This is a genomic window from Pseudomonas sp. 1912-s, assembly GCF_029269205.1.
GTDB lineage: Bacteria > Pseudomonadota > Gammaproteobacteria > Pseudomonadales > Pseudomonadaceae > Aquipseudomonas.
The window spans coordinates 103,661-129,013 of record NZ_JARIXR010000014.1; the positions used below are offsets into that span (position 1 = coordinate 103,661).

Genomic DNA, 25,353 nt, shown 5'->3' on the forward strand with positions numbered 1-25,353 from the left:
AATTCCTATTCGTTACGGGGCTCGTATGTACTTTCCAACTCTCCACTCGACGCACGCTCGCAGCGCGCTGGCGCTCGCGGTTTTCCTGGCATGCGCGCAGGCAACGGCGGCCGAACCCAACACCTCGCCCGCCGCAAACGACCCGTCGAAAACCTACGCGCTGGCCATCCCCCGGCAGTCCCTGGCCAACGCGCTGGATCAGTTGAGCGAGCAAAGCGGCCTGCAGATCGTCTACTCCTCGGACCTCGCCGCCGGCATCGAGTCCCCTGCCATCAACGGCACCATGACCACGCGCCAGGCCTTGGCCAAACTGCTGGCCGGTACACGCCTGCGGGTTGAGCAGCAAGGCGAAAATGCGGTGATGCTCGAGGCATTGCCGGCCACTGGTGCCCTGGAGTTGGGCGCCACCCACGTGGTCAGCAACCAGCTCGGCACCGTTACCGAAGGCTCCGGCTCCTACACGCCGGGCACTATCGCCACCGCCACGCGCCTGGTGCTGACACCCCGGGAGACGCCGCAGTCGATTTCCGTGGTGACGCGCCAGGCCATGGACGACTTCGGCCTCAAGTCCATCGACGACGTGATGCGCCATACCCCGGGCATCACCGTGGCAACCTATGACAGCGACCGCACCAGCTACTATTCCCGTGGTTTCGCGATCCAGAACTTCCAGTACGACGGCATTCCGATTCTCCAGGATGCGCAATACTCCTCCGGCCATACCCTCACCGACACTGTCATCTACGACCGGGTGGAAGTGCTCAAGGGTGCCACGGGATTGTTGACCGGCGCCGGCGGCCCCGGCGGCACCATCAACATGGTGCGCAAGAAGCCCACCGCCGAGTTCAAGGGCTACGTGGACCTGGGTGCGGGCTCATGGGACAACTACCGCTCGGAAATCGATGTCAGCGGGCCCCTGACCGAGACCGGCAATGTGCGCGGACGCGCCGTCGCCGCGTATCAGGACAAGCACTCGTTTATCGACCACTACCAGCGCCAGACGAGTGTCTACTACGGGATTCTGGAGTTCGACCTGGCACCGGACACCTTGCTGACCGTCGGCGCCGATTATCAGGACAGTGATCCGCAGGGCTCCAGTTGGTCAGGCAGCGCCTCGCTGTTCAATTCCAAAGGCGAACCCATCAGCAACTCCCGCTCGTTCAACAACGGGGCCAAGTTCAGCAGCTGGGAGCAGTACACCCGCACCGTGTTCTCGACCCTGGAACATAACTTCGACAATGGCTGGATGGTCAAAGGCCAATACAATCACCAGATCAACGGCTACCACGCGCCGCTGGCCGCCTTGCTCGACCCTGACGCCGTCACCGGCAAGGCGCAGATGCTGACGCGCAAGTACACCGGCGAGACCACCAGCGACACCGGCGACCTGTATGCCAGCGGGCCCTTCAGCCTCTTTGGCCGCGAACACCAACTGGTGCTGGGCACCTCGGTATCGCGCTCGCGCTGGCTGGGCCGTGACTACACCAACGCCACCAACCTCAACAACAGCTACGACTACTTTGGCTGGGACGGTGATGCGCCCGAACCGGATTGGGGCCCGCAGACCAAACGCAACGATGAAACCACTCGCCAGAGCGCCAACTACGCCACCGGCCGTTTCAGCCTGGCGGACGACCTGACCGTGCTGCTCGGTGCCCGCGTCAACAACTACGAAGTCAGCGGCACCAGCCAGATCAAGGACACCGGCAAAGTCGTGCCCTACGCCGGCGTGGTGTACGACCTCAACGATAATTTCTCGGCCTATGCCAGCTATACCGAAATCTACCTGCCCCAGGACGACTACCGGGATCGCAACGACAAGCCGCTCAAGCCGGACGAAGGCAAGAACTACGAGATCGGCCTCAAGGGTGAGTTCTTCGACGGGGGCCTGAACGCCAGCCTCGCCTACTTCGAGGTGCATGAGGAAAACAAGCCGGTGGACGATCTGGACTATGTCGCCAACAGCTACCCGGGGCTTGACTACGCGTCCAAGGGCGTCAAGGCCAAGACGAAGGGCTATGAAGCGGAGATCACCGGGGAAGTGGCGCCGGGCTGGCAACTGGCGGCGGGCTACACCCACAAGATCATGCGTGATCAGGCGGGCGACAAACTCTCCACCTGGGAACCGGAGGATCAGGTCAACCTCTACACCACCTATAAGCTCACGGGGCCGCTGGACAAGCTGACCCTCGGCAGCGGCGTGCGCTGGCAGGGCACGGGCTGGAAGATCCTCGAACACAATGGCATCAAGGAAAAGTTTTCCCAGGATCCGTTGTGGCTGGTGGACGTGATGGCGCGCTACCAGATCACCGACCAACTGTCGGCCACCCTCAATGTCAACAACGTGTTCGACAAGTCCTACTACACCAACATCGGTTTTTATAACTCGTCGTATTACGGTGACCCGCGCAACGTGATGCTGAGCACCCGCTGGAGTTTCTGACAGAGGGCCTGTTAACGTGGGCGGGTCCCCACTTCGACGTGCCCCGCCCATGTCCATCGCCGATAACCTGCTCGCCTTCACCTTTGCCGCCACGCTGTTAACCCTCACACCCGGGCTGGACACGGCCCTGGTGTTGCGCACCGCAACGGTCGAAGGCAAACAACAGGCGTTGCGCGCCACCTTGGGCATCAACGCCGGCTGTTTGCTGTGGGGCGCGGCGGTGGCCTTTGGGCTGGGCGCTCTGATTGCCGTGTCCGAGGTGGCCTTCAACGTCTTGAAGTACTGCGGCGCGGCTTACCTGGCGTGGCTCGGCCTGAACATGCTGGTGCGCCCGCGCCGCTCATTAGCGTCTGTCGAGGCCGACGGAAAACCCGGCGCCAACTGGTTCCTGAAAGGCATGCTGGGCAACGTCCTGAATCCCAAGATCGGGATTTTCTACGTGTCTTTCCTGCCGCAGTTCATCCCCCAAGGCCACTCTATGGTGGGATGGACATTCGGGCTGGTGAGCATCCACGTGGTCATCAGCCTGATCTGGGCGCTGGTGTTGATCGGTGCCACGCAGCCACTGGCCGGCGTGCTGCGGCGCGAAAAGGTGATCCAGTGGATGGACCGCACCACCGGCCTGATCTTTGTGCTGTTTGCGGCCCGTCTGGCGTTCAGCAAGCGCTGAGGTCAGCGTCGGTCCCGGTGCCGGACCAGCCCTTCCAGGGTAAACCGTGCCTGTGTCAGCACCACGTCGCGCACCAGTTCCATTTCCTTCTGGTTCACTTCAGTCCAGTTCAGGGCCGAGAGCAGCTTGGGTTTCTGTACCCGAAAGGCCAGCCCTTGGGTGAACAGCGCCATCGAATGAATCACCGTGCGATCGTCCTCGACGGCAAAGCCCGACAATCGCGCGATCAGCAGCCGGATGACATTGGCAATGCGCGCCTTGAAGCGTTCTTCGAACGCCATGGTCGCGCTTTCAGGGCAGAGTCCCGCCTGGTGACGGTCAAGAAACGCCCGCCACGCCGTGGTTTGCGGGCTGTCCTGGATCGTTGAAACCACCGCACCGAGAATGCCCAATGAGGCTTCGATCAGCGCCTGATCGTTAGCGCCCTCCCCGGCCAATGCGCTTTCTGCCGCTTCAACGGTGGGCGCCATTTTGCGCCACAGCAGCGTGATCAAGTGCTCCACGCACGCCAGGTACACGCCTTCCTTGCCATCGAAGTAATACTGGATCGCCGGTGCATTGACCCCGGCCGCGTTCGCGATGTCCCGGGTAGACGCGCCGTCGTAGCCACGCTCGCCAAATACCCCGACGGCCGCCTCGACAATACGTGCGCGGGTTTCTTCGCCCCGCTGATAACCCCCTTCGGCGGCTGGTTTGTGTCGTGCCATGTGCAACTCCATTTTTTAACGTAACCAAAATATACCAGTTGACAAAAATTCGCGAAAAAACGAATTTATTCCAACTGATATAAAACTGGAGTGACTTGATGTCTGCTGCACCTCCCTCTTCTCAGGTCATTCCTGAAACCACCGTCAACGGCCAACGTGGCAAAGCCCGACGGATTCTACTGTCACTCGCCGGCGTGGCGCTGTTGGCCGGGCTGGCGTGGGGCGCCTGGTGGTGGCTCACCGGGCGCTTTATCGAGACCACCGACGACGCCTATCTGCAAGCCGACAGCATCAGCGTGGCGCCGAAAATCAACGGTTACGTCGCCGACGTACTGGTGGCCGATAACCAGAACGTCAAGCGCGGCGACGTGCTGGTACGCCTGGACGCTCGCAAATACCAGGCAGTGAGTGATGAAGCCTCGGCGACGATTGCCGCCCGCGAGGCCGACTTTGCCAAGGCCCAGGCCGACCTCGTGCAACAGGACTCGACCATCGCCGAAGCCCGCGCCCAACTGCAAGGCGCCCAGGCCGACGCCCAACACGCGCAAACCGAAGTCGCGCGTTATGCACCGCTGGCGCGTTCCGGGGCCGAACCGGAAGAACGTCTCGCGCAACTCAACAATCAGCTGGCCCAAGCCCGCAGCACCGTGGCCGCCAAGCAGGCGGCGTTGCGCTCCAGCCAGACCCGCTACGGCACCCTGGAAGCCCAGCTCAAGCAGGCCCAGGCGCAACTCGGCGTGGCCAAGGCCAGCGAAGCGCAAAGCCAGCTGGATGTGGACGACGCAGTCATCCGCAGCCCCCTCGACGGCCGCGTGGCCGACCGTGGCGTGCGTGTCGGGCAATACGTGCAGCCGGGCACACGCCTGCTGACCGTGGTGCCGGTGAGCGCGATCTACCTGACCGCCAACTACAAGGAAACCCAGATCGGCGAGATGCGCGCCGGGCAGACCGTCACCGTGCACGTGGACGCCCTTCCGGGCCATGACATACAAGGCCATATCGACAGCCTGTCACCCGGCACCGGTGCGCAATTCGCGCTGCTGCCGCCATCGAACGCCACCGGTAACTTCACCAAGATCGTGCAGCGGGTGCCCGTGCGGATTTCCCTGGACCTGCCGGATGACGACGTTCGCCAGGCCCTGGTGCCCGGCTTGTCCGCCACCGTGGAAGTCGACACCCGTACCCACAAGGCAGATGCCAACCATGGCTGAAGCAATCCTGGCCGAGGTGCCCGCGGAGAAACCGCGCAACGCCTCGCTGACGGACTGGATCGCGGTCGCCGCCGGCTCGCTCGGCGCGTTACTGGCGACCCTGGACATCTCGATCACCAACTCGGCGCTTCCGCAAATCCAGGGCCAGATCGGCGCAACCGGCACCGAAGGCACGTGGATCGCCACCGGTTACCTGATGTCGGAAATCGTGATGATTCCCCTCGCCGCCTGGTTGACCCGGGTGTTCGGCCTACGCCGGTTCCTGATCGGCACCGCGTTGATGTTCACGTTTTTCTCGATGTTCTGCGGGTTGTCTTCAAGCCTCGGCGCGATGATCGCCGGGCGCATCGGTCAGGGTTTTGCCGGCGGCGCGATGATCCCGACCGCCCAGACCATCGTGCGTACCCGCCTGCCCGCTCACCAGCTGGCAATCGGCACCACGATGTTCGGCATGACGGTGATTCTCGGCCCGCTGCTGGGCCCGGTGATCGGTGGCTGGCTCACGGAAAACATCAACTGGCGCTGGTGTTTCTTTATCAACCTGCCCGTCAGCATTACCTTGATCACCCTGCTGATCACCGGCTTGCCAAGCGAGCGCATGAACCTTCAACAGTTCATCAAGGCCGACTGGCTCGGCATCCTCGGCCTGGCGATGGGCCTGAGTTCACTTACCGTGGTGCTGGAAGAAGGCCAGCGTGAACACTGGTTTGATTCGCAATTGATCATCTGGCTGAGCATTACGATGGTCGTCGGTTTCTTCCTGATTGCCGTTGGGCAGGTCCGGTCGAGTACGCCGATCCTGCGCCTGCAACTGGTGCTCAACCGCAGCTTCGGCAGCGTGCTGCTGATTGCCACGGCCGTGGGCGCCGGGTTGTACGGCACGGCCTATCTGGTGCCGCAGTTCCTCGGCATCCTGTCGGGCTATAACGCGCAGCAGTCGGGTTCGATCATGCTTCTGTCGGGCATCCCGGCGTTCCTGCTGATGCCGATCCTGCCGAGAATGCTTGGCCGCCTGGACCTGCGGATGATGGTCGGCGTGGGTCTGTTGATGTATTGGGCCAGCTGTTTTCTCGACACCCAACTCACCGCCCAGAGTGTCGGCCATGACTTCTACTGGTCGCAGATTCTGCGGGGCTTCGGGCAGATCCTGGTGATGATGCCCCTCAGCCAACTGTCCATGCGCTCGGTGGAGGCGCGAGATGCCGGTGACGCGGCCGGGCTCTACAACATGTCACGCAACCTCGGTGGCACCCTGGGGCTGGCGCTGCTGGGCGTACTGATGGATCGGCGCAGCCACTTTCATGACGACATGCTGCGCGAAGGCATCCAGGCCAACACCCAACTGACCCAGGACCAGATGGCGAGCGACACCGCCAGCTACCTGGCGCAAACCGGCGACCCTTCCACGGCATCGCTGCAGTCGCTCAGTCACCTGGCCAACGACATCGCCCAGCAAGCGGCGGTGATGGCCTACAACGACGCGTTCTACGTGCTGGGACTCGCAATGGTGGCGTGCCTTCCCCTGATCTTCATCCTGAAAAAGCGCGCGGCGCAGGCAGGCCAACGAACATGATTTATCGCTCTCTTCCCCTGCTCTTCACCGTCGGCCTGCTGGCGGCCTGCACTGTGGGGCCGGACTACCACGGCGCGCCGGATGCCGCGCCAAAAACCCTGGCGGCCGGACGCTTGCCTCACGCCGGCAGCGAGTCGAGTACGCCGGGTGTCGCCCAATGGTGGCAAACCCTGGGCGACCCGCAACTCAACCAACTGGTGGCCCAGGCGCTGCAAAACAGCCCGGACATGGCGACCGCCCAGGCCCGGCTCAAGCAATCGCGCGCCAGCCTGAGTGGCGCCAACGCCAACACCATGCCCAAAATCACCGGCGATGCGGCGATGCTCAAACTGCGCTCACCCGACACCTCGGCGCTGGGTGGCAGCAGTGGCGGCGGACGCGGTCCACTGAGTCTTTACCTCGCCGGCTTTGATGCCAGCTGGGAAGCCGACGTGTTTGGTGGCACCCGCCGTGCGATCGAGGCGGCGCAGGCGCAAAACGACGCGTCACAGGCGCAGTTGGCCGATGCCCAGGTACAACTGGCCGCCGAGGTGGTACAGACCTATGCCGACCTGCGCGACCAACAGGCGCGACTGGCGCTGGTGGACGCCAGTGTCGACATTGAGCAGCAGGCGCTGGACCTGACCCAGCAGCGGCGCAGCCGTGGCGTGGCCTCGCAGTTGCAACTGGAACAGGTACTGACCCAGGCGGAAAACACCCGTGCCCAGCGTCTGCCGCTGCAAGCCTCCATTGTCGAAGCCGTGGATCAACTGAACTTGCTGTGCGGCCTGGAGCCGGGCGAGCTGGATGCGAGCCTCAATACGCCCCGCGCCCTGCCCGCTATCCCGAGCCAGGTGCCGTTTGCCGACCCGGCAGCCATATTGAAAGCCCGCCCGGATATTCGCGTGGCCGAGCGCCAACTGGCGTCGAGCAACGCGCAGATCGGCGAGAAGACCGCCGACTGGTTTCCCAAACTCAGCCTGATGGGCGACCTCTCATTCTCGGCGGCCGATCCCGGGCACCTCACACGCAAGGACAGCGGCACCTGGCTGTTGTTGCCGCGGCTGACCTGGAACGCACTGGATTTTGGCCGGGTGGCGGCCAGCGTCAAAGGCGCGGAAGCCGGGCGCGACGAGGCCCTGGCCCATTACAAAAGCGTGGTGCTGAGTGCGTTGCGTGACGCGGATGTGGCATTGGCCCGGTATGGCAACCAGCGGCAGAACGTGGTGTTGCTGAGGAATGTGGAATCGTCGGCGGTGCGGGCTGCGGACCTGACGCGCCAGCGTTATAAAGCAGGCACGGCGAGTACGCTGGACTGGCTGGACGCGGAGCGTACGCGGTACCAGGCGCAGGAAAGCCGGATTTCCGGGGATGCGGCGCTGCTCAAGGACTTTGCGTCGTTGCACAAGGCGCTGGGGTTGGGTTGGACGTTGTAAACGCTAGAGCAAGCAACCAATAACCTGTGGCGAGGGGGCTTGTCCCCCGTTGGGCTGCGCAGCGGCCCCAAAAAACGGGACTGCTACGCAGTCCAACGGGGGACAAGCCCCCTCGCCACAACAAGCCCCCTCGCCACAAGTACGGTGTTGGCTTTTAACTGACGGAGTTGGCCCGCGCCGAATGCAGCTTCTTGTAGCTGTCAATCAACCGCAGGTGCCGATCCAGCCCTTCCAGCTTCATGCTCGTCGGCGTCAACCCGTAGAACCGCACACTGCCGTTCACCGACCCGATCGCCGCGTCCATCCGCTCGTTGCCGAACATCCGGCGGAAGTTCACTTCGTAGTCCGCCAGTTCCAGGTCTTCGTCCAGTTCCATCTCCAGCACCGCATTCACGGCCTGGTAGAACAAGCCACGCTCGACGGTGTTGTCGTTGTACTGCTGGAACATCTCCACCAGTTCCTTGGCTTCTTCGAACTGCTGCAAGGCCAGATAAATCAGCAGCTTCAGCTCCAGAATGGTCAACTGCCCCCACGCCGTATTGTCGTCAAACTCGATGCCGATCAATGTGGTGATGTCGGTGTAGTCGTCCAGCTCACTTTCCACCAGACGCTCAACCAGGCCCTTCAACTCGGTTTCGTCGAGGCGGTGCAGGTTGAGGATGTCTTCGCGGAAAAACAGCGCCTTGTTGGTGTTGTCCCAGATCAGATCGTCGATCGGATAGATCTCCGAATAGTCCGGCACCAGGATACGGCAGGCGGTAGCGCCGATGTGTTCGTACACCGCCATGTAGACTTCCTTGCCCATGCCTTCGAGGATGCCGAACAACGTCGCGGCCTCTTCAGCGTTGGAGTTTTCGCCCTGACCGGAGAAGTCCCATTCGACGAACTCGTAATCCGACCGGGAACTGAAGAAGCGCCACGACACCACACCGCTGGAGTCGATGAAGTGCTCGACAAAGTTGTTCGGCTCGGTCACCGCGTGGCCTTCAAACGTCGGCTGCGGCAAGTCGTTCAGGCCCTCGAAGCTGCGGCCTTGCAGCAGCTCGGTCAGGCTGCGCTCCAGCGCCACTTCCAGGCTCGGGTGTGCGCCAAACGAGGCGAATACACCGCCGGTGCGCGGGTTCATCAAGGTCACGCACATCACCGGGAATTCACCGCCCAGCGACGCATCCTTCACCAGTACCGGGAAGCCCTGGGCTTCCAGGCCCTGGATACCGGCCAGGATGCCAGGGAATTTCGCCAGCACTTCCTGGGGCACATCCGGCAGCGCGAATTCACCCTCGATGATTTCGCGTTTTACCGCCCGTTCGAAGATCTCCGACAGGCACTGCACCTGGGCTTCAGCCAGGGTGTTGCCAGCGCTCATGCCGTTGCTGAGGTACAGGTTCTCGATCAGGTTGGACGGGAAATACACCACCTCGCCATCGGACTGGCGCACGAACGGCAGCGAAACAATGCCGCGCTCTTCGTTGCCGGAATTGGTGTCGTACAGGTGCGAACCACGCAGCTCACCGTCACGGTTGTAGATATGCAGGCAGTGCGCGTCGAGGATTTGCGGCGGCAGTTCGTCTTTACGGCCGGGCTTGAACCAGCGCTCGTCCGGGTAATGCACAAACGCCGCGTTGGCGATGTCTTCACCCCAGAACTGGTCGTTGTAGAAGAAGTTGCAGTTCAGCCGCTCGATAAACTCGCCCAACGCCGACGCCAGCGCGCCCTCTTTGGTCGCCCCTTTACCGTTGGTAAAGCACATCGGCGAGTGCGCATCGCGGATATGCAGCGACCACACGTTGGGCACGATATTGCGCCACGACGCGATTTCGATCTTCATGCCCAGGCCCGCCAGAATGGCCGACATGTTGGCGATGGTGGTTTCCAGCGGCAGGTCCTTGCCCGCGATGTAAGTGCCCGCATCGGACGCCGCGCTCGGCATCAACAACGCCTGGGCATCGGCATCCAGGTTTTCGACTTCCTCGATCACAAACTCCGGCCCGGCCTGCACCACTTTTTTCACGGTGCAACGGTCGATGGACCGCAGGATGCCCTGGCGGTCCTTGTCGGAGATGTCCGCCGGCAACTCGACCTGGATCTTGAAGATCTGGTTGTAGCGGTTTTCCGGATCGACAATGTTGTTCTGGGACAGGCGAATGTTGTCGGTGGGGATGTTGCGGGTTTCGCAGTACAACTTCACAAAGTAAGCCGCACACAACGCCGACGACGCCAGGAAGTAATCGAACGGACCGGGGGCCGAGCCGTCGCCCTTGTAGCGAATAGGCTGGTCGGCCACCACGGTGAAGTCGTCGAACTTGGCTTCAAGTCGAAGGTTGTCGAGAAAATTGACCTTGATTTCCATGCGGGATTACCAGAATAGCGAGCAAAATATGGCCGCCATTATCCGGGTTTCGAGGCGTAAGTCTTGTGCTTTCGGGCCTGGCCGATCGCTGGCGGTGGAGATCAACCGCGCTGAAAGTCCGCAATCTGTTGCCACATCGCGATCGGGTTGGAGTACATCGGGAAGTGCCCGCACTGCGCAATCGGCGCCAATCGCACGCCATGGGCCTGGATATGCGCCAGGTACGACAGGTGAGCATTCTGCTCGCCGTACATGAACATCCGCGGGCATTCCAGGCCGAGGAATTTACCCATCAGGTCGCCATCGTCGGACAGCTCTACCATCGACTGGAAAATCCCCCGCACCGCACCGGCGCGCACCTTGTGCCTCAGGCTCGCCGAATACAGCGCGCTGGCGTAGGCCGGTGCCTGGCGGGTGCGCTCGATGAAGGCGCTGAAAAATGCCTCGGGATCCTCTGCCGGGTAGTCGACGATCTGCCGGCTGAGGAAGCAGTCTTCCGGGGCGATATTGCCTTCGATATCGACAAAGCTCAGCACCCGGCCCGGAAACCGGTGCGCCAGCATCAGCGCGGTCAACCCGCCCATGGAGTGGCCCACCAGGTGGAACTGCTCGACACCGAAATGCTCCAGCACCTGCACGGCGGTCTGCAGCAGGAACGGGATGGAAATTTTCGACAGGTCGCTGCACTGGCTTTCACCGCAACCGGGGGCGTCGTAGGCAACAAACGGGTGACCATCAAACGCTGGCTGCAGGACGATGTCGGCGTAGTCTTCCTTGGTGGAGCCGAAGCCATGCAGGAACACAATGGGTGCCAGGGTGCCGGCGCGGTGGATTGTGGCGATGTTCAACGGCACGCCGTCGACGGTCATGGGGAGTTGCGTGTGGGTGAATGGCATGGTGAAGACTCCCTGAAAACCCGGATTGGCGGCTCAAAGCCGCTAATTTCAATGGTATTCAGGTTTCTGTAAATTCCTGATTAAGGAATGTATTCATAGGCTGATCGTATGAACTCATCGCAGGTTCACCTTGTTCAATAATGCGGAAATGTCGTCCTTGCTGCGCTGCGCCGGTTTGCACTCGATAGGCTCAAAGAGGTAGCCAAGCTTTTCATCGGGGATCGCGATGGCTGCCCTGCCGTCCGTCACGGGGGCAATCGCAACCCCTTTGGTTTCAGGCAGTCCGCAATAGGTGCCAGGTAAATGGAAGGAGGCAAATGCTATGGCTTGTCTCAAGCGTTTCTCGTAGAAATGTTTGCTGAGTAACAGCTCGGTCAAAGCGAACAGAATCAATACACAAAGAGGAATAGCCACCACCGCGCTGACGTCGCGAAGGCTGGAGCTCTTTTTCCCTTTGCGCCTTTGCTTCGGGCTCTCCCGATACATACTGCGCACAAACAAAATGACCATCAGCGCAACACTCAGATAGCCCGCCAGTGGTAGCAGCGCCATTAACCAAAAGGTCGGTGTCAACAGCACGGTCAGCAGCAACTGCGCACCCGGCAAGTCCTGCGGTGGCAGGCCGGTGAGTTCTGCAATACCTGAGTCAGAATAGATCTTCGATGCCGTCGCGATACAAAGGGTTATTCCACCCAACAGGAACTTGAGCGCTATCCCGTATCTTTTGATTTTGCCTGTAAGGTCAAAATAGCAGTAGAGGTAACCCAAAGCAGTCAGGCAAGTCAGCGAAAGCAGTGATATGGACAGAATAGGGTTGAGCTTCAACCCCAGCATCGCGAGCGTGCCGACCGTATACAGCACTGCGGTACAGCCCAAAAACAGTGCCAATGAATACTCAACTACGGTCCAGCTCTTTACCTCCCGATACTTGCGAAGATACCAGGCGCGCTTCTGCTGTGACCGTTGGACATTAGCGGCATAGCCCAAGACGACCGGCACGATGACGAACAGGCCAAATAACGCAGTAACGACGAGCATTGACGAGGCTTCCCTTTACTTTTTAACCGGCGCATCCCAGCACTCGGGGTTCCGTGCGCACACGTTGTATTGCCGGTCCATCAAGGCCATACGATTGATATGCGCATCGGCGGCGGCGCGCAGCGATTGCTCACTGGTGTTGATGTACTGCGACATTCTATCGGCCATGCGAGCGTTCCACTGGCGCCGCGTCTGTTCATCCAGGGTTTTGGGCGCCGTGACCATTACTTGCAGCGTGCGGTCATCTGCCCGCGTCAGCTCGTCGCGATAAGTCTGCACGTACTGCTCGCGGGCGGCGTCATGCTGATGATTGAGGTCGTACTGCATCGCTTCAAGATTTTGCTTATAGAGCGCCCAGTAACCTTCAGGCAGCGTGCCGCCGTCTGCTTTTTTTAGCTTGGCGATACGCGCGTCGTTATCAGAAGGCGCCAGAACCGGCTTTTGCGATGAGATCACCACCGGGTCCTTGGCGAGGATTTGGTGAATCAGCGCCGTACGGGCGCTGGTCTGCGCCAGCGGCTGGCCCAAAGGTTCCAGATTAAAAGGCTCCTGCGGCGCGAGGGAAACCTGAGGGGCTGAACAACCTGAAAGCAGCAACGCTACAGCGAGATAGCTAAAAATGAGGAGGTTGCGAAATGGCATAAGCTCTCCATGAGCATTAAGGTAAGGGTGAAGCATGGTCACTCAATCACCGCCACCGCCTCGGCAAACTGCGCATCACTGACATCATCGTTACCGCCCGAGCTACGAAAACTCAGTAGCGCCTGTTCGAAATACGCGCCACGAATCTCGCCGTCGGACCCTACAAACGCCAATGCGTCATTCTTGGCCGAAAGAAAGCTGCCCGGGCGCGTCGTCAGTTCCGACGTCAGCAAGGTGAAGGTGGAGAACCTCAGGCATGACCAACCCAGCGGATCGTCGGCAAAGGAGATACCGTCTTTGGCCTGGGCGGAAGTGGTGATGAGCAAGGCGAAGATGAACGCGAAGATTCTCAACGATCAGCCGCCCAGTTCGCAGACAGCGGTGCCTTTCATACCCGAGGCTTGCACGCTGACGTGCCGCACGGAAAAGCCGGGTTGCGTCACGGTTTTCTTTTCGGACCATTGCCCACCACTGGCGACCTGGTAACTGATGGAGCCATCGTCGGCCCAAGCCAGGCGCAGTGAGTAGACCCCGTTGTGATCGGCAGTGGTCAGCACCAGGCTATCAGTGACCCGCTGTGCCTTGTTGAACAGCCGCAGCTGGAAAGCCCTTTGATCGTCAGTACCTAGCGGGTAGCTGGAGAGAAACAGGATATTGTCCTGGGCATCATCTTCACCCGCCCCGAGAATGACCGAAGACACCCATTCCTCACCGAGATTGTTTTTTTCAGTGGTCACGTTGCAGGTCAACTGCCCGTGATTCCCGACCTTCTGCTTGAGGTAGGTGCCGTAAAAGCCGTGGGGCACATTGAACTTCAGCGTTTGCACCGGCCCAGTGCTGCAGCCGAACAGCAAGCTCAATAGCGATAGCCCGATCACTCCTTGAAAAACCTTCACACGCGCTTCCTTGCTTGAAATGGCTGATGACATCGGGGCGCAAGGCTAACCGTCTTGCCCCAGGCATACAATCGTCGCCCTACCCCGCACTCAACCCCCACAACACCTCCAGCACGTGCTGCGTCGGCCGTTCGACGTCTCCGGCACGATGCGCGATACCCAACTGGCGCCACAACAACGGCTGCAATGGGCGCATCACAATCCGGCTGTCGGTCAACGGTGTGGACGCTTCATGGGGCAACAACGTCGCGCCATAACCGGCGGCCACCAGGCTTTTGATCGCATCGTTGTAGTTCAGTTGAATGCGCGGCGTGGGCTGCAATCCTTCACTGGCAAACCACTCGGCGGTCAGGCGCGAAAGCCGGGTGGTGTTGTCATTCAGGATTAACGGCTGGGCAGCCAGCCAGGCGGGTGTTACCACCTCCGGGCATTCCCGGCGCGCCGGTAAAAAAGCCATGACCGGGTCGCGACGCCAGGGCTCGATGCGCAAGCCCTTCACCGGTGCCTGCGGCAGCGCCACCAGGCCGATCTCCAAAGCACCCTCGGCGAGCTTCTTCAAGGTGTCCTGGGAGGTGAGCACCGCGACCTGTACATCGATCGCGGGATGGTGCTGGCTCAAGGTCTCCAGGGCTTGCGGCAGCAACTGGGCGATGGCCCCGGTGGACGCGCCCAAACGCACACGCCCGGCCAGGCCCTGCACCTGGCGCTCCACGTCCTCCAGCGCCTGTTCCGCATCCGCCAACAATCGACGCGCGCGCTCCACCAGGGTTTCGCCAATCGCCGAAGGCTGCACGCGCCCACGGGTACGCGACAATAACTGCCCGCCTACCCGGGCTTCCAGGTCGGCAATGTGCAAGCTGACCGTAGGGGGCGCCAGGTTCAACATGCGCGCCGCTTCGGCGAAGGAACCGAGGTCGGCAATCGCCACCAACGTGCGCAGGCGGTCAAGGCTGATTTCGCGCATGGGTCGATCCTCATTCAGAAAACCTGAATATCATCGTTATGAAATTCAACTTTTCCTATCCTAGCCGCTCATTGAAGATTGGGACATCTGATTTCCTACCGAGCGCATTCCATGGCAACTCCTCTTGTATTTATCGACGGCGACCAGGGCACCACCGGGTTGCAGATCCATCAACGCCTGCGGGACCGCACCGACCTGCAACTGGTCACCCTCAGCCCCGAACACCGCAAAGACCCGCAGCATCGCGCCGAGATGATCAACGCCTGTGACATCGCGATCCTGTGCTTGCCCGATGACGCCGCGCGGGATGCGGTGGCAAGCATCGAAAACCCTGCCGTGCGGGTGATCGACGCGAGTTCCGCGCACCGTACTCATCCCGACTGGACCTACGGTTTTGCCGAGATGAACCCGCAACAGGCTCACCGCATCGCCACGGCGCAGCGCGTCAGCAACCCCGGTTGCTATCCCACCGGTGCGATCGGGCTGTTGCGCCCCTTGCTTGAAGCCGGGCTGCTGCCAAAGGATTACCCGGCGACGATTCATGCCGTGTCGGGCTATTCCGGCAAGGGCCGCGCCGGGGTGCAGGAGCATGAGGGCCCCGACGCCTCACAGGCGCCCGCCTTCCTGGTCTATGGCCTGGGGTTGGCGCACAAGCATGTCCCGGAGATTCAACGGCAAAGCGGGCTGACGGAGCGTCCCGTGTTTGTGCCGTCCTACGGGGCGTTCCGCCAGGGCATCGTACTGACCATCCCGCTGCAACGGCGGCTGTTGGCACCGGGGGTGGATGGGGTGCTGTTGCATGACTGCCTGACGCAGCATTACCGCGACGCCAATCACGTCGAGGTGCTGTCGATGCAGGCCGCCAACGAGCTGACCTGCCTGGACCCTCAAGCGCTGAACGGCACGGATGACTTGCGTTTGATCGTGCGTGAAAACCACGAGACGGGCCAGGTCTTGCTGGCAGCGGTCTTCGACAACCTCGGCAAAGGCGCCGCAGGGGCTGCCGTGCAAAACCTGGACCTGATGCTCAAGCCGAAACAGTAGCGATAAAGGCTCTAAAATCCGCCAGCATCAACGCCGGCTGCTCCCAGGCCGCAAAGTGACCGCCGGCAGGCATTTCGCTCCAGTGCACGATGTTGAAGGTTTTCTCGACCAATGAGCGCGGCGGCGGCACGAACACCGGGTCGCGAAAGGCGGCGAACCCGGTCGGCACCTGGATGCGGGTGCCGGCCGGAAACTTCGACGAGCCCTCCAGGCGTTTGCCGTGATACATCCAGGTTGCGGTGACCATGGAAGACGGTGCGAGATACAGCATGATGTTGGTCAGCACTTGCTCTTCGGTAAACCGGCTCCAGAGGTCCGGACTGCCGTCGGTGGTCTTGGGCAGGTCGGCCCAGGTGCCGATTTTTTCCAGAATCCAGCCGGCGGCCCCTACCGGGCTGTCGGCCAGCGCAACACCTAACGTCTGTGGGCGGGTTTCCTGCAGGTGGTTGTAGCCGGTCTCCCAGTCGATCAGCACGTCGCGCCGGGCCACAAATTCTTTCTCTTGCGGCGTGGTAGCGACAGTGCCCTGGGCCACCAGGTCGGCCATGTTCAGGTGAATCCCGAGTAATCCGTCAGGCCGATCATGGGCCATCCAGCCCGCAATACCGGAGCCCCAGTCGCCGCCCTGGACGATGAAACGGGTTTGCCCGAACAACCGAGCCATCAGCCCGTGCATCAGCTCGGCAGCCCGACGCGGGCCAATCACCCCGGTGATCGGCTTGGAGAACGCAAAGCCCGGCAGCGATGGCACGATCACATCGTGTCCGTCAGCCGCCAGCGGTTCAAGCAGTGCCTCAAACTCAAGATACGAACCTGGCCAGCCGTGCAGCAGCAACACCGGCGGCTTGGAACCGTCGCCCCGTACGTGGACGAAATGCAGGTGCTCGCCCTCGATCTCGGTGATGAAGTTGGGCAGTTGGTTAAGGTGCTTTTCCACCTTGCGCCAGTCGTAGGCGTCCAGCCAGTAACGCGCCAGGCGCTTGAGGTCAGTGACGCCCACGCCCGAGTGCCACCCGCCCAAATCGGGAAGTTGGGTCCAGTCGTAGGTGGCGACTTTGTCGCGGATCGCAGCAAGGCGGTCATCGGGGATGTTGATGGTGTAAGGCAAGATCATGGGATTCTCCGGTGAGTTTCCGTATTACATTGCTTTACGCAATACTGGACGCCATAAAACCGGATGTGAACCCCATTACACCGCTCAAGGCCTTTGCGCCAAACGCATAAGTGAGTGTCCCGTGGACATAACGGACGAACTGGAAATCTTCACCCTGGTGGCCGAGACTGCGAGCTTCTCGGCGGCGGCGCGTCGCCTGAACCTTGCGCCGTCCTCCATTGCCCGGGTGCTCGACCGCATGGAAGCGCGCCTTGGCGTGCGCCTTTTGCTGCGAACCACGCGGTCACTGACCGTGACCCCGGAGGGCGCGGCCTACCTGTCGTGCGCGCGGCGCATCCTCGTCGACCTGCGGGAAACCGAGCAGCAGATAACCGACCAGAGTTCACCCCGTGGTCGCCTGCGTGTGAGCAGTTCGCTGCTGTATGGCAGGACCTTCGTGATCCCGCTGTTGGCCGAGTTCATCCAGCGCTACCCGGATATCCTGGTGGACATCAACCTGACCGACACCGTGGTCGACATCGCCGCCGGCCAGGCCGACGTCGCGGTGCGATTGGGCCCGTTGCCCGACAGCGCCCTGACCTCCCGCCGGCTCGGCGCTACCCACAAGGTCATCATCGCCTCACCTGGCTACCTCGCGCGGCGCGGCACGCCGCAGGTGCCGGAAGACCTGCTGAATCACGACTGCATCGGGTTCAACTTCAAACGCGCCGCGCCCACCTGGCCGTTTCGCAAGGATGGCCACGACTACTCACTGCCGATAAAGGGTCATGTGGAAACCAATAACGGCGACACCCAGGGCCAGTTGGCGGCCGAAGGCATCGGCATCGCGCGGGTCTGCGCCGAGACCGTTGAAGACGCGATCAAGGCGGGCCGGCTGGTGCCACTGCTGGAGGCCTTCAACCCCGGCGACGGGGAAGAGATTCATGCCGTGTTCCTCGGTGGCACCCACACGCCGGCGCGGGTGCGTTGCTTTGTCGATTACCTGGTTGAGCGGTTCAAGTAAGCGTTAAGCCGTATGGCTGCTCAGCTCAACATAGCTCGACTCCCCGCCGCCCTCCGCACCCGACAACCAGCCCCACACGAAGGCCAACGTGGTACGTCCGGCGTCATCCACGCCGACCGTGCCCCGTGACCATCCGGCCAGAATCTCGCCCTCGGTGGTCAGGCACTGATACAACAACTCGATGGTGTCCGTGCCGGTGGCGCGCCCGACTTGATTACCCATGCGGATCCGGCCGCCCTGGTACGTGCCCCAGATGGCATTTGCATCGACGTGGTACTCAAACACAGTGCCCGTACCCGACAGCCCATGGGTGTTGCCCGCCACGATAAATCGGCGATTGTTCAGCCGTTCGCTTATTTGGGAAAAGGCGGTTTGCATATAAAGCACTTCCTTGATCGACAGGGTCCGTTCCGGGCAATAAACCTACCTCATAAGTCTTTAACCGGTCATTTAAAAGCTGCACAATTGCCGGCTTTACCGCGACAGGACGTCCTCATGCAACGCATCGTGATTCTCGGCAATGCCGGCAGCGGAAAATCAACCCTCGCCCGCACTCTCGGCGAACGCCTGGGCCTGCCCGTGGTGCACCTGGACCGCCTGTTCTGGTCCCCCGGCTGGGTCGAGCCCGACGCCGAGCAGTTCCGCACGCGGGTGCGTGAAGCGGTCGCAACGGATACCTGGGTGTGCGAAGGCAACTACGCCCGGCGTACCTTCGACCTGCGCCTGCCCCGTGCCGACCTGATCATCTGGCTCGATACGCCTCGGCTCACCTGCTTTACCCGGGTGATCCTGCGCAGTGCACTGAAACGCCCGCGCCCGGACATGGCGGCAGGCTGTACCGATAGAATCGACCGGGCGTTCCTGACTTTCCTGAAGTTTGTGTGGACGTTTGATCGCAGCTACCGGCCGGGAATCGAGGCGGTGCGCCTGGCGGTAGGGCCGCAGATTCCGGTGGTGCACTTGCGGGGTAGTCGGGAGATTGAGGAGTTTCTCGTTCACGGACCAAACTGCATAGAAGGAGCACTATGATTGTTTGCCTGGATCAACCGTTCCCCGAACAGCAACTCGCTGAAAACGATGAGCTTGACCTTCGGAACGTTTCAGCAAAGGTATGGCCAACGGTGCTGTCCCGGTGCACCGCCACGGAGCTGCGCCTCTACAACCTCAAGCTCTCCTCGCTCGAGGGACTCGATACCTTGACCCACACACGCAAATTGAAGCTTGAGCGGGCGACAAGGATCGAAGTGCTGGACCCTGTTTTCAACCTGAATGCGTTGACCGATCTGTCAGTGGGAGACTTCCCGAAACTGCGTCGACTCGACGGCATCGAGGCGCTGGGTGAGCTGAGCGAACTGCGCTTGATGGGTAACCTGGGTGGCGGGTCGTCACCTCTGCACCTCAGCTCAATCGAACCGGTATCCCGCCTACCCACACTCACCAGCCTCTCGTTGGCGTTTGTAAAGTTTGAACTCGACGATATCACCAGCCTGGCTCGTTGCTCGCACTTGCGCCATTTGAGCCTGACCAATCAGTTTGATCGGGCGCAGGTGGCTTTTCTTGCAAGTCGGTTAAACCATCAACTTGTAGAGCCCCTTACGGCGTCTATCACGACACATCTGCGCTGCAAGCAGTGCGATGGCCACACGTCGATGTTCACCGGACGACGAATGCCTTTCCTCTGCCCGGCCTGTGATGCATTGCGGTTTGAAAAGCTGACCCGGCAGTTCGAGCAGATGGTGGCGAACGCGTAATGGAACCTCTCAGTGCGATGGAGGGGTGGGGACCGGAACATTCGAGCAACCGTTCAACACCAGGGCCAGGGTATGGCTGCTTCAACTCAGCAACGGGCCAAGCGGGGTTAGTTTATTTATAGATAAATTCATACCTTACGATATAAGAGCCCAGTTTGTTTGAGTGAGCAGTCACCCACAGGGCATTCATGCCTCTTTTTCTTCGTTCCGACAATTCCAGATTATCAGTGCACAGCACAATCCAGCGATCGGTGTTTAGATCCTTAAATCCCAAACCTGCCTCACAACGGTTAGTCCTTCCAAGGGAAGGGCCTGGAAATCTCAACTCATACGCCGCTTCATACTGAACAAGGTCACCAGGCAATAGGTAAACACAGACTTGATAAATATTCAGAGAAAGAAAAAAACTAAGGCAAAAGCCACCAAAGAAAGACTCTGCGAGACGTTTCAGGCTTTTCCCCTCAGGGCGAGAGTAGAATGTTCTGCCCGCAAACACGAGTCCAACAAGAGAGGCGAACGCTATATAGGTACCCAACTCTGGAATCCACGGCATTAAAACTGTTTGTCTCGCAATGCGAGCCCCCTTGGACATATAAAAAAAACATAGCCCAAGCAACAAAAGTACAATCATCAAAGCCATTGCTTTTTTAAACTTGCTGCTAAATGGGGACTCTTTCACTTCTTGCACACTCTATTTATTTTAATTCCGGCACGAGTCGAAAGCAGCGCGACCTTGCGGGCTTATATCTAACCAGGGTAACCGCCAGCATCAATGAATAACTGGCGAAGCTTCTTTTGGGCGGTCGCTGAAAGGCGCAGTGAATAGCGTTGAAACTCCTCCTCCGCGGCATCAGGCTTGCCATCCATGGCCAACACAAAGGCATATGCAAGAGGGTGCTGTGTGTAGTTGTAGAAACCCAGCCCCCCTTTCGACAGATGCTGCCTGACCCGCTCGAAGGCGCCAGGCAAGTCGGCTATCGAACGAGCCGCGCTCCAGAACGACTCAGCATCTGCAATGGCCGCCCTGAGGATATCGGGTGCACACCTCGCGATGGTTTCAGGTCCATAACTGTAGGAAATATCAAACGCACGATCTCGCACATCGAATATCAGGTCAGGTCGCGCTGACTTGGGCGTTCTGTGCCATTTGAAGTCATTTCCGGAGAGGTGCGGGACAAAATCCAACGACAGCCCCCATGACGGTGCCAGCTTGCCGCCTTTCCACTGCGCAAGGCGAAAGACCTGGCGAATGGGGGCATCAGCGCTGCGAATCCAAGTCAACGGGCCTTGAACCTCGAAACCCAGCGGCTGCAACAGGGACTCTACGGTGGGCGAGACTATTTCGTGGATTTGATCTATTCGGACTATCTGGAACGCTGTTCCTTGCATTGCCAACTCCATGCTCATGGGGACGGATCCATGGGTGCGCAAGGTTACGTGATGCAATCCGGCACCTCAAATTGTGCTGCCCCCCTTAAACCCCTTATCCTCGTGATATTACCTGCCACCGCCCGCCGGAGCCCACATGGACGTCGCCACTCTCACCCTGTTCCTCCCCGCCTGTTTCGCCCTGAACATGGCGCCCGGCCCGAACAACTTGCTTTCCGTGAGCAATTCCACCCGCTACGGCTACCGCACTTCCTGCCTGGCGGGCATCGGGCGTTTGTTGGCCTTCGCCGGGATGATCGCCCTCGCCTCCGCCGGGCTGGCGGTGGTGCTGCAAACCTCGGAGTTGTTGTTCTACGGGATCAAGATCCTGGGCGCGGCGTATCTGTTTTATCTGGCGTATCAATTGTGGCGTGCCAACCCGCAGGCGGAAGTTGAATCGACGGTGGCCAGGGCGGGGTTGTGGGCACTGGCGCGGCAGGAGTTCCTGGTGGCCGCCGGCAATCCCAAGGCGATCCTGATTTTCACCGCCTTCCTGCCGCAATTCGTCGACCCGGCCCAGCCGATCACCCCGCAATTCGCCCTGCTGGGTGCGATGTTCCTGGCGCTGGAGTGGATCGCCATCAGCGCCTACGCCTACATGGGTTTGCATATGCGCCGCTGGTTTGCGCTGCCTCGGGGCAAGCGGATTTTCAATCGCTGCTGCGCCGGGTTGTTGTCGGCGGCGGCGACGGTATTGCTGATGGCGCGCCGGGCCTGAACAAGAGGATGAACGATGAGCTTCGCAGGCAATATCAGAGTAGCAGCCACCGCAGATGCCCCAGCCATCCAGGCGATTTACGCACCGATGGTGGAGCGCACCGCGATCTCTTTCGAGCAGGAAGCGCCGAGCGTCGAGGAGATGGCCCAGCGGATCAGTACCACCCTGAATCTCTACCCTTACCTTGTGGCCGAACGGGATGGACAGGTCGTGGGCTACGCCTATGCCAGCCAGCATCGGGCTCGGGAAGCCTATCGCTGGTCGGTCGATGTTACGGTGTATATCGATCCGGTGGCGCACCGCATCGGAATCGGCCGGGCACTGTACGAGCGGCTGTTACCCCTGCTTATGCGCCAGGGCTACCACGCCGCTTATGCCGGGATCGCCCAGCCGAACGCCGGGAGCGTAGCGTTGCATGAGGCGCTGGGGTTCACGCATATCGGCACGTACCCTGAGGTGGGATTCAAGCATGGCCAGTGGCATGACGTAGGCTACTGGCGCAAGGCATTGGATGGATCGACGCCGCCCAGGCCGATCATTCCATTCCGCGAGTTGCAGGTTGATACGAGCCTTTAAAAAACGCGAAAGTTGATCAATACAGCCAGCGGTGAGCGCTGCGAAAAAGCCACCCGAACGCTTACAATCGCCGTCTCACCGCAACTCAGGCAGGCCAGTCCATCCATGGCGCTCGACCCCATTACCATTCTGGTCCTCACCATCGCCCTCGCAGGCGCCGCCGCGCTGTACCTGGCGGTCGAGTGGCGCAATGTCCGCGAGCCTTCGCTGCTGTACTGGACCGCTGGTTTCGCCATCATCAGCGTGGGCAGTACCTTGGCCTTGCTGCGAGCCAGCGGTCTGCTGTTGATTGGCATCTGGTTCGCCAACGGGCTGCTGATCACCGCGCACTGGTTTTTCCTGCTGGGCGTCGCGCGTTTCACTCAGGTGCGGCTGTCTCGCGGCTGGTACCTGATCTTCGTCGCCTGGTTTGCCATGCTGCTGTTGCCGGAAGGACAGTCGTGGTCCAAAGCCATGCTGCTGGCCAATTCACTGCTGGTCGCGCTGCCGACCTTGCGCGCAAGTTTCCTGCTGCGCCCCCATGGCCGCTCGCTCAGTGTGGGCGCGGTACAACTGCGTTATGTGCTGCTGGCCCACGGGCTGTTTTATCTGGCCAAGGCGCTGTCGGCGGTCGTGCCGGGTACGCTGATCGACCTGACGGCGTTTCGTGGCGAAATCATTCAGGTGTCGCTGGTGGAGGGTGCGATGGCGATCATGCTGATTGCACTGTCGATGACCGGCACCGAGCGCTACCGGCGTGAAGAGCAAATCGCACGGCTGGCCGCCCGCGATCCCTTGACGGCCTTGTACAATCGCCGCGCCCTGGAGCTGCGGGCACCGAGCCTTCTGAACGAGGTTTCGTACGCCCGGCCAGGCGCGCTGCTGGTGATCGACATCGACAACTTCAAACTGATTAACGACCTGTACGGCCATACCGCAGGCGATCGGCTGCTGGTGGCGCTGAGCGAGATGATCCGTGCCCAATTGCCCGATGATGCGCTGGCGGCGAGGCTGGGCGGTGACGAGTTTGTGATCCTGCTGAACAACACCTCGAGCGAGCGGATCGTCGCGCTGGGCAGCGCCCTGCGTGAACAGTTTCACCACGCCGCCTCCCAAGCATTCGTCACGCCCGAAGCGGTGACCCTGAGCATCGGCGCCTGCCTGTTCGACACGCCGCCCGCGAGCCTGGCGGCGTTGATTGAGCAAGGCGATGCGGCGCTGTATGAATCCAAGCGTGGCGGACGCAACAGTGTTCGTCTGGTTGACCACACGGCAGTGGGCGCCCATGCACTGCCGACCGATTGATTCAGTCGGCCGAGTCACTGCGTCGCTTCAATCACTGCTATATCGATCCTGGTCATCCCCATCATGGCATCAAACGCCCGCTTGGCGGCTGCCCGGTCGGGGTTGGTGATCGCCGCCGACAACACCTTCGGGGTGATCTGCCACGAGATGCCCCATTTGTCCTGGCACCAGCCGCAGACGTTTTCCTGGCCGCCATGGCTGACAATCGCGTGCCAGAGGCGATCGGTTTCCGCCTGGTCGTCGGTGGCCACCTGGAACGAAAACGCCTCGTTGTGCTTCACGCCAGAGCCGCCGTTCAGCCCGAGACACGGGATGCCCATCACCGTGAATTCCACGGTCAAAACGTCGCCCTGCTTGCCCGCCGGATAATCCCCGGGGGCGTGATGAACTGCCGTTACGGCACTGTTCGGGAAGGTCCTGGCGTAGAAGTTCGCCGCATCCAGTGCGTCGCCGTCGTACCAAAGGCAAATCGTGTTTTTGCTCATCATGACGATTCCCCTGAAGGGAGGTTTGGACTTGCAGTGTAGTACCGGTAACGACAAAAATGCGCTCGCGTATCGGCGCGCCTCCCGCCTTCCCCAACGGTGCAGATCATGAGTAACGGCGTAAAAATCGACCTCCGAATCATCCCGGTTCCCCAGTCCATCAGCCCCGAAGCCCAGGCGGCATTGCAGCGCCTGGTGAATGAAGATGGCGTGCCGTTGAACAGCCTGTACACCCTGCCCGCCGCCGACGACCACGACGGCTGGCGCCGCATGCAGGCGGCTGTCGCCCAACAGTACGCTGCGTCACAGGCGGGGCAGGCCGCGAACCTGCGAGCCCGTATAGAGACGCTCACGCTGGAAAGCGCCACGGTGTACCGGGCCACGCCAGCCGACGGGGCCGAGTTCGCCTACATCGACCTGCACGGCGGTGCGCTGGTGTTCGGCGGCGGCGAAAACGCCCGTCTCGCTGCCGGCAAACACGCCGACCTGCACGGCATGACCTGCTACGGCGTGGACTACCGCATGCCACCCGATCATCCGTACCCGGCGGCACTGGATGACTGCATGGCGACCTACCGGTATGTACTGTCGCATCACGCACCGGACAAGATCGTGATCGGCGGCCGATCAGCGGGCGGCAACCTGGCCGCCGCCACCGTGCTGCGAGCCCGCGACGAAGGCTTGCCGTTGCCGGCAGCGCTGGTGTTGCTGTCGCCCGAAGTGGACCTGACCGAATCGGGCGACAGTTTCCAGGTCAACCGCACCGTCGACCTGGTGCTGCCCAATCCGCTGATGAGCGTCAACCTGCTGTACGCCGCCGGCGCCGATTTGGCTCACCCGTACCTGTCGCCGCTGTTCGGGGATTTCACGCAGGGCTTCCCGCCGACATTCGTGCAAAGCGGCACCCGGGACCTGTTCCTGTCCAATGCCGTGCGCCTGCATCGGGCGCTGCGACGGGCCGACGTCCCGGTGGAGCTGCACATTTTTGAAGCCATGCCCCACGGCGGTTTCATGGGAACACCGGAGGATGCGGAACTCTCGGCGGAAGTGCTGCGTTTTGTGCGCCACTGGCTGAAGCGCGACTGATCTCTGCGAGTTGACACACCCTGTAATAATCCATAAAGATGAGCGTCTTCTTCAGGGTG

General features: G+C 61.0%; 26 protein-coding genes. 13 read left to right on the forward strand and 13 right to left on the reverse strand.

Features of this window, described 5'->3' with window-relative positions; translation table 11 throughout:
* Positions 1–25 precede the first annotated feature (25 nt).
* The gene (locus P3C29_RS18625) at positions 26–2,443 is read left to right on the forward strand and encodes a TonB-dependent siderophore receptor (protein WP_275965135.1); all 2,418 of its coding nucleotides are present in this window, start codon (positions 26–28) and stop codon (positions 2,441–2,443) included.
* 49 nt (positions 2,444–2,492) lie between these two features.
* Positions 2,493–3,113 carry a LysE family translocator gene (locus tag P3C29_RS18630; RefSeq protein ID WP_169388227.1) on the forward strand — a complete coding sequence of 207 codons (621 nt, stop codon included), beginning with the start codon at positions 2,493–2,495 and terminating at the stop codon, positions 3,111–3,113.
* Positions 3,114–3,115: 2 nt separating this feature from the next.
* On the opposite strand, the gene P3C29_RS18635 is transcribed toward P3C29_RS18630, so the two are convergent.
* Entirely contained in the window at positions 3,116–3,820 is a 705-nt protein-coding gene (locus tag P3C29_RS18635; protein ID WP_275965136.1) for a CerR family C-terminal domain-containing protein, read from the reverse strand.
* A 98-nt stretch (positions 3,821–3,918) separates the two neighbouring features.
* Here P3C29_RS18635 and P3C29_RS18640 point away from each other — a divergent pair, with 98 nt between their 5' ends.
* From P3C29_RS18640 to P3C29_RS18650, 3 genes are read left to right on the forward strand one after another with little or no spacing between them, the layout of a single operon-like run.
* Positions 3,919–5,031, forward strand: a complete 1,113-nt coding sequence (locus tag P3C29_RS18640; protein WP_275965137.1) for an HlyD family secretion protein — start codon at positions 3,919–3,921, stop codon at positions 5,029–5,031.
* Complete coding sequence (locus P3C29_RS18645) at positions 5,024–6,604, forward strand: DHA2 family efflux MFS transporter permease subunit (protein WP_275965138.1); 1,581 nt, start codon at positions 5,024–5,026, stop codon at positions 6,602–6,604. The genes P3C29_RS18640 and P3C29_RS18645 overlap by 8 nt, the downstream gene beginning before the upstream one ends.
* The gene (locus P3C29_RS18650; RefSeq protein WP_275965139.1) at positions 6,601–8,019 is read left to right on the forward strand and encodes an efflux transporter outer membrane subunit; all 1,419 of its coding nucleotides are present in this window, start codon (positions 6,601–6,603) and stop codon (positions 8,017–8,019) included. The genes P3C29_RS18645 and P3C29_RS18650 overlap by 4 nt, the downstream gene beginning before the upstream one ends.
* Before the next feature lie 154 nt (positions 8,020–8,173).
* On the opposite strand, the gene P3C29_RS18655 is transcribed toward P3C29_RS18650, so the two are convergent.
* From P3C29_RS18655 to P3C29_RS18685, 7 genes are all read right to left on the reverse strand, one after another.
* Complete coding sequence (locus P3C29_RS18655; protein ID WP_275965140.1) at positions 8,174–10,369, reverse strand: OsmC domain/YcaO domain-containing protein; 2,196 nt, start codon at positions 10,367–10,369, stop codon at positions 8,174–8,176.
* 101 nt (positions 10,370–10,470) lie between these two features.
* A complete protein-coding gene (locus P3C29_RS18660; protein WP_275965141.1) occupies positions 10,471–11,265 on the reverse strand; it encodes an alpha/beta hydrolase in 795 nt (264 codons plus the stop codon).
* 114 nt (positions 11,266–11,379) lie between these two features.
* Complete coding sequence (locus P3C29_RS18665) at positions 11,380–12,303, reverse strand: hypothetical protein (RefSeq protein WP_275965142.1); 924 nt, start codon at positions 12,301–12,303, stop codon at positions 11,380–11,382.
* Positions 12,304–12,318: 15 nt separating this feature from the next.
* A complete protein-coding gene (locus P3C29_RS18670; RefSeq protein WP_275965143.1) occupies positions 12,319–12,945 on the reverse strand; it encodes a hypothetical protein in 627 nt (208 codons plus the stop codon).
* 38 nt (positions 12,946–12,983) lie between these two features.
* The gene (locus P3C29_RS18675) at positions 12,984–13,298 is read right to left on the reverse strand and encodes a DUF2388 domain-containing protein (protein ID WP_275965144.1); all 315 of its coding nucleotides are present in this window, start codon (positions 13,296–13,298) and stop codon (positions 12,984–12,986) included.
* Between the two features lie 3 nt (positions 13,299–13,301).
* On the reverse strand, positions 13,302–13,874 hold the full coding sequence (locus P3C29_RS18680; protein ID WP_242487057.1) for a hypothetical protein: 573 nt from the start codon (positions 13,872–13,874) through the stop codon (positions 13,302–13,304).
* Between the two features lie 46 nt (positions 13,875–13,920).
* Positions 13,921–14,805 (reverse strand): LysR family transcriptional regulator, encoded by an 885-nt coding sequence (locus P3C29_RS18685; RefSeq protein ID WP_201123711.1) that lies wholly within the window; start codon positions 14,803–14,805, stop codon positions 13,921–13,923.
* Positions 14,806–14,916: 111 nt separating this feature from the next.
* On the opposite strand from P3C29_RS18685, the gene argC reads away from it, so the two are divergent.
* On the forward strand, positions 14,917–15,849 hold the full coding sequence (gene argC, locus P3C29_RS18690) for an N-acetyl-gamma-glutamyl-phosphate reductase (protein ID WP_201123709.1): 933 nt from the start codon (positions 14,917–14,919) through the stop codon (positions 15,847–15,849).
* Here argC and P3C29_RS18695 read toward each other — a convergent pair.
* Positions 15,833–16,963 carry an epoxide hydrolase family protein gene (locus tag P3C29_RS18695; RefSeq protein ID WP_201123707.1) on the reverse strand — a complete coding sequence of 377 codons (1,131 nt, stop codon included), beginning with the start codon at positions 16,961–16,963 and terminating at the stop codon, positions 15,833–15,835. The genes argC and P3C29_RS18695 overlap by 17 nt on opposite strands.
* Positions 16,964–17,084: 121 nt before the next feature.
* Between P3C29_RS18695 and P3C29_RS18700 the strand changes: the two genes are divergently transcribed.
* The gene (locus P3C29_RS18700; RefSeq protein WP_201123705.1) at positions 17,085–17,966 is read left to right on the forward strand and encodes a LysR family transcriptional regulator; all 882 of its coding nucleotides are present in this window, start codon (positions 17,085–17,087) and stop codon (positions 17,964–17,966) included.
* Between the two features lie 3 nt (positions 17,967–17,969).
* Here P3C29_RS18700 and P3C29_RS18705 read toward each other — a convergent pair whose 3' ends face one another.
* A complete protein-coding gene (locus P3C29_RS18705) occupies positions 17,970–18,344 on the reverse strand; it encodes a hypothetical protein (RefSeq protein WP_275965145.1) in 375 nt (124 codons plus the stop codon).
* Positions 18,345–18,461: 117 nt separating this feature from the next.
* Here P3C29_RS18705 and P3C29_RS18710 point away from each other — a divergent pair, with 117 nt between their 5' ends.
* Both P3C29_RS18710 and P3C29_RS18715 read left to right on the forward strand, forming a co-directional pair.
* Positions 18,462–18,995 carry an AAA family ATPase gene (locus tag P3C29_RS18710; RefSeq protein ID WP_201123703.1) on the forward strand — a complete coding sequence of 178 codons (534 nt, stop codon included), beginning with the start codon at positions 18,462–18,464 and terminating at the stop codon, positions 18,993–18,995.
* Positions 18,992–19,717 carry a leucine-rich repeat domain-containing protein gene (locus P3C29_RS18715; RefSeq protein WP_275965146.1) on the forward strand — a complete coding sequence of 242 codons (726 nt, stop codon included), beginning with the start codon at positions 18,992–18,994 and terminating at the stop codon, positions 19,715–19,717. Before P3C29_RS18710 ends, P3C29_RS18715 begins: the two co-directional genes overlap by 4 nt.
* 112 nt (positions 19,718–19,829) lie before the next feature.
* Here the strand turns inward: P3C29_RS18715 and P3C29_RS18720 are convergent, their stop codons facing one another.
* A complete protein-coding gene (locus P3C29_RS18720) occupies positions 19,830–20,405 on the reverse strand; it encodes a hypothetical protein (RefSeq protein WP_275965147.1) in 576 nt (191 codons plus the stop codon).
* A 59-nt stretch (positions 20,406–20,464) separates the two neighbouring features.
* Positions 20,465–21,124 carry a hypothetical protein gene (locus P3C29_RS18725; RefSeq protein ID WP_275965148.1) on the reverse strand — a complete coding sequence of 220 codons (660 nt, stop codon included), beginning with the start codon at positions 21,122–21,124 and terminating at the stop codon, positions 20,465–20,467.
* A gap of 118 nt (positions 21,125–21,242) precedes the next feature.
* On the opposite strand from P3C29_RS18725, the gene P3C29_RS18730 reads away from it, so the two are divergent.
* The 3 genes from P3C29_RS18730 (at position 21,243) to P3C29_RS18740 (ending at position 23,723) form a co-directional block, all read left to right on the forward strand.
* Positions 21,243–21,863 carry a LysE family translocator gene (locus tag P3C29_RS18730; protein ID WP_275965149.1) on the forward strand — a complete coding sequence of 207 codons (621 nt, stop codon included), beginning with the start codon at positions 21,243–21,245 and terminating at the stop codon, positions 21,861–21,863.
* A 15-nt stretch (positions 21,864–21,878) separates the two neighbouring features.
* Positions 21,879–22,439, forward strand: a complete 561-nt coding sequence (locus P3C29_RS18735) for an arsinothricin resistance N-acetyltransferase ArsN1 family B (protein WP_010169722.1) — start codon at positions 21,879–21,881, stop codon at positions 22,437–22,439.
* Positions 22,440–22,544: 105 nt separating this feature from the next.
* Positions 22,545–23,723, forward strand: coding sequence for a GGDEF domain-containing protein (locus tag P3C29_RS18740; RefSeq protein WP_201123692.1), 1,179 nt, complete (start codon positions 22,545–22,547; stop codon positions 23,721–23,723).
* 14 nt (positions 23,724–23,737) lie between these two features.
* Here the strand turns inward: P3C29_RS18740 and P3C29_RS18745 are convergent, their stop codons facing one another.
* Positions 23,738–24,211 carry a VOC family protein gene (locus P3C29_RS18745; RefSeq protein ID WP_275965150.1) on the reverse strand — a complete coding sequence of 158 codons (474 nt, stop codon included), beginning with the start codon at positions 24,209–24,211 and terminating at the stop codon, positions 23,738–23,740.
* Positions 24,212–24,316: 105 nt separating this feature from the next.
* On the opposite strand from P3C29_RS18745, the gene P3C29_RS18750 reads away from it, so the two are divergent.
* Entirely contained in the window at positions 24,317–25,294 is a 978-nt protein-coding gene (locus tag P3C29_RS18750) for an alpha/beta hydrolase (RefSeq protein WP_275965151.1), read from the forward strand.
* The last annotated feature ends 59 nt before the right edge of the window (positions 25,295–25,353 follow it).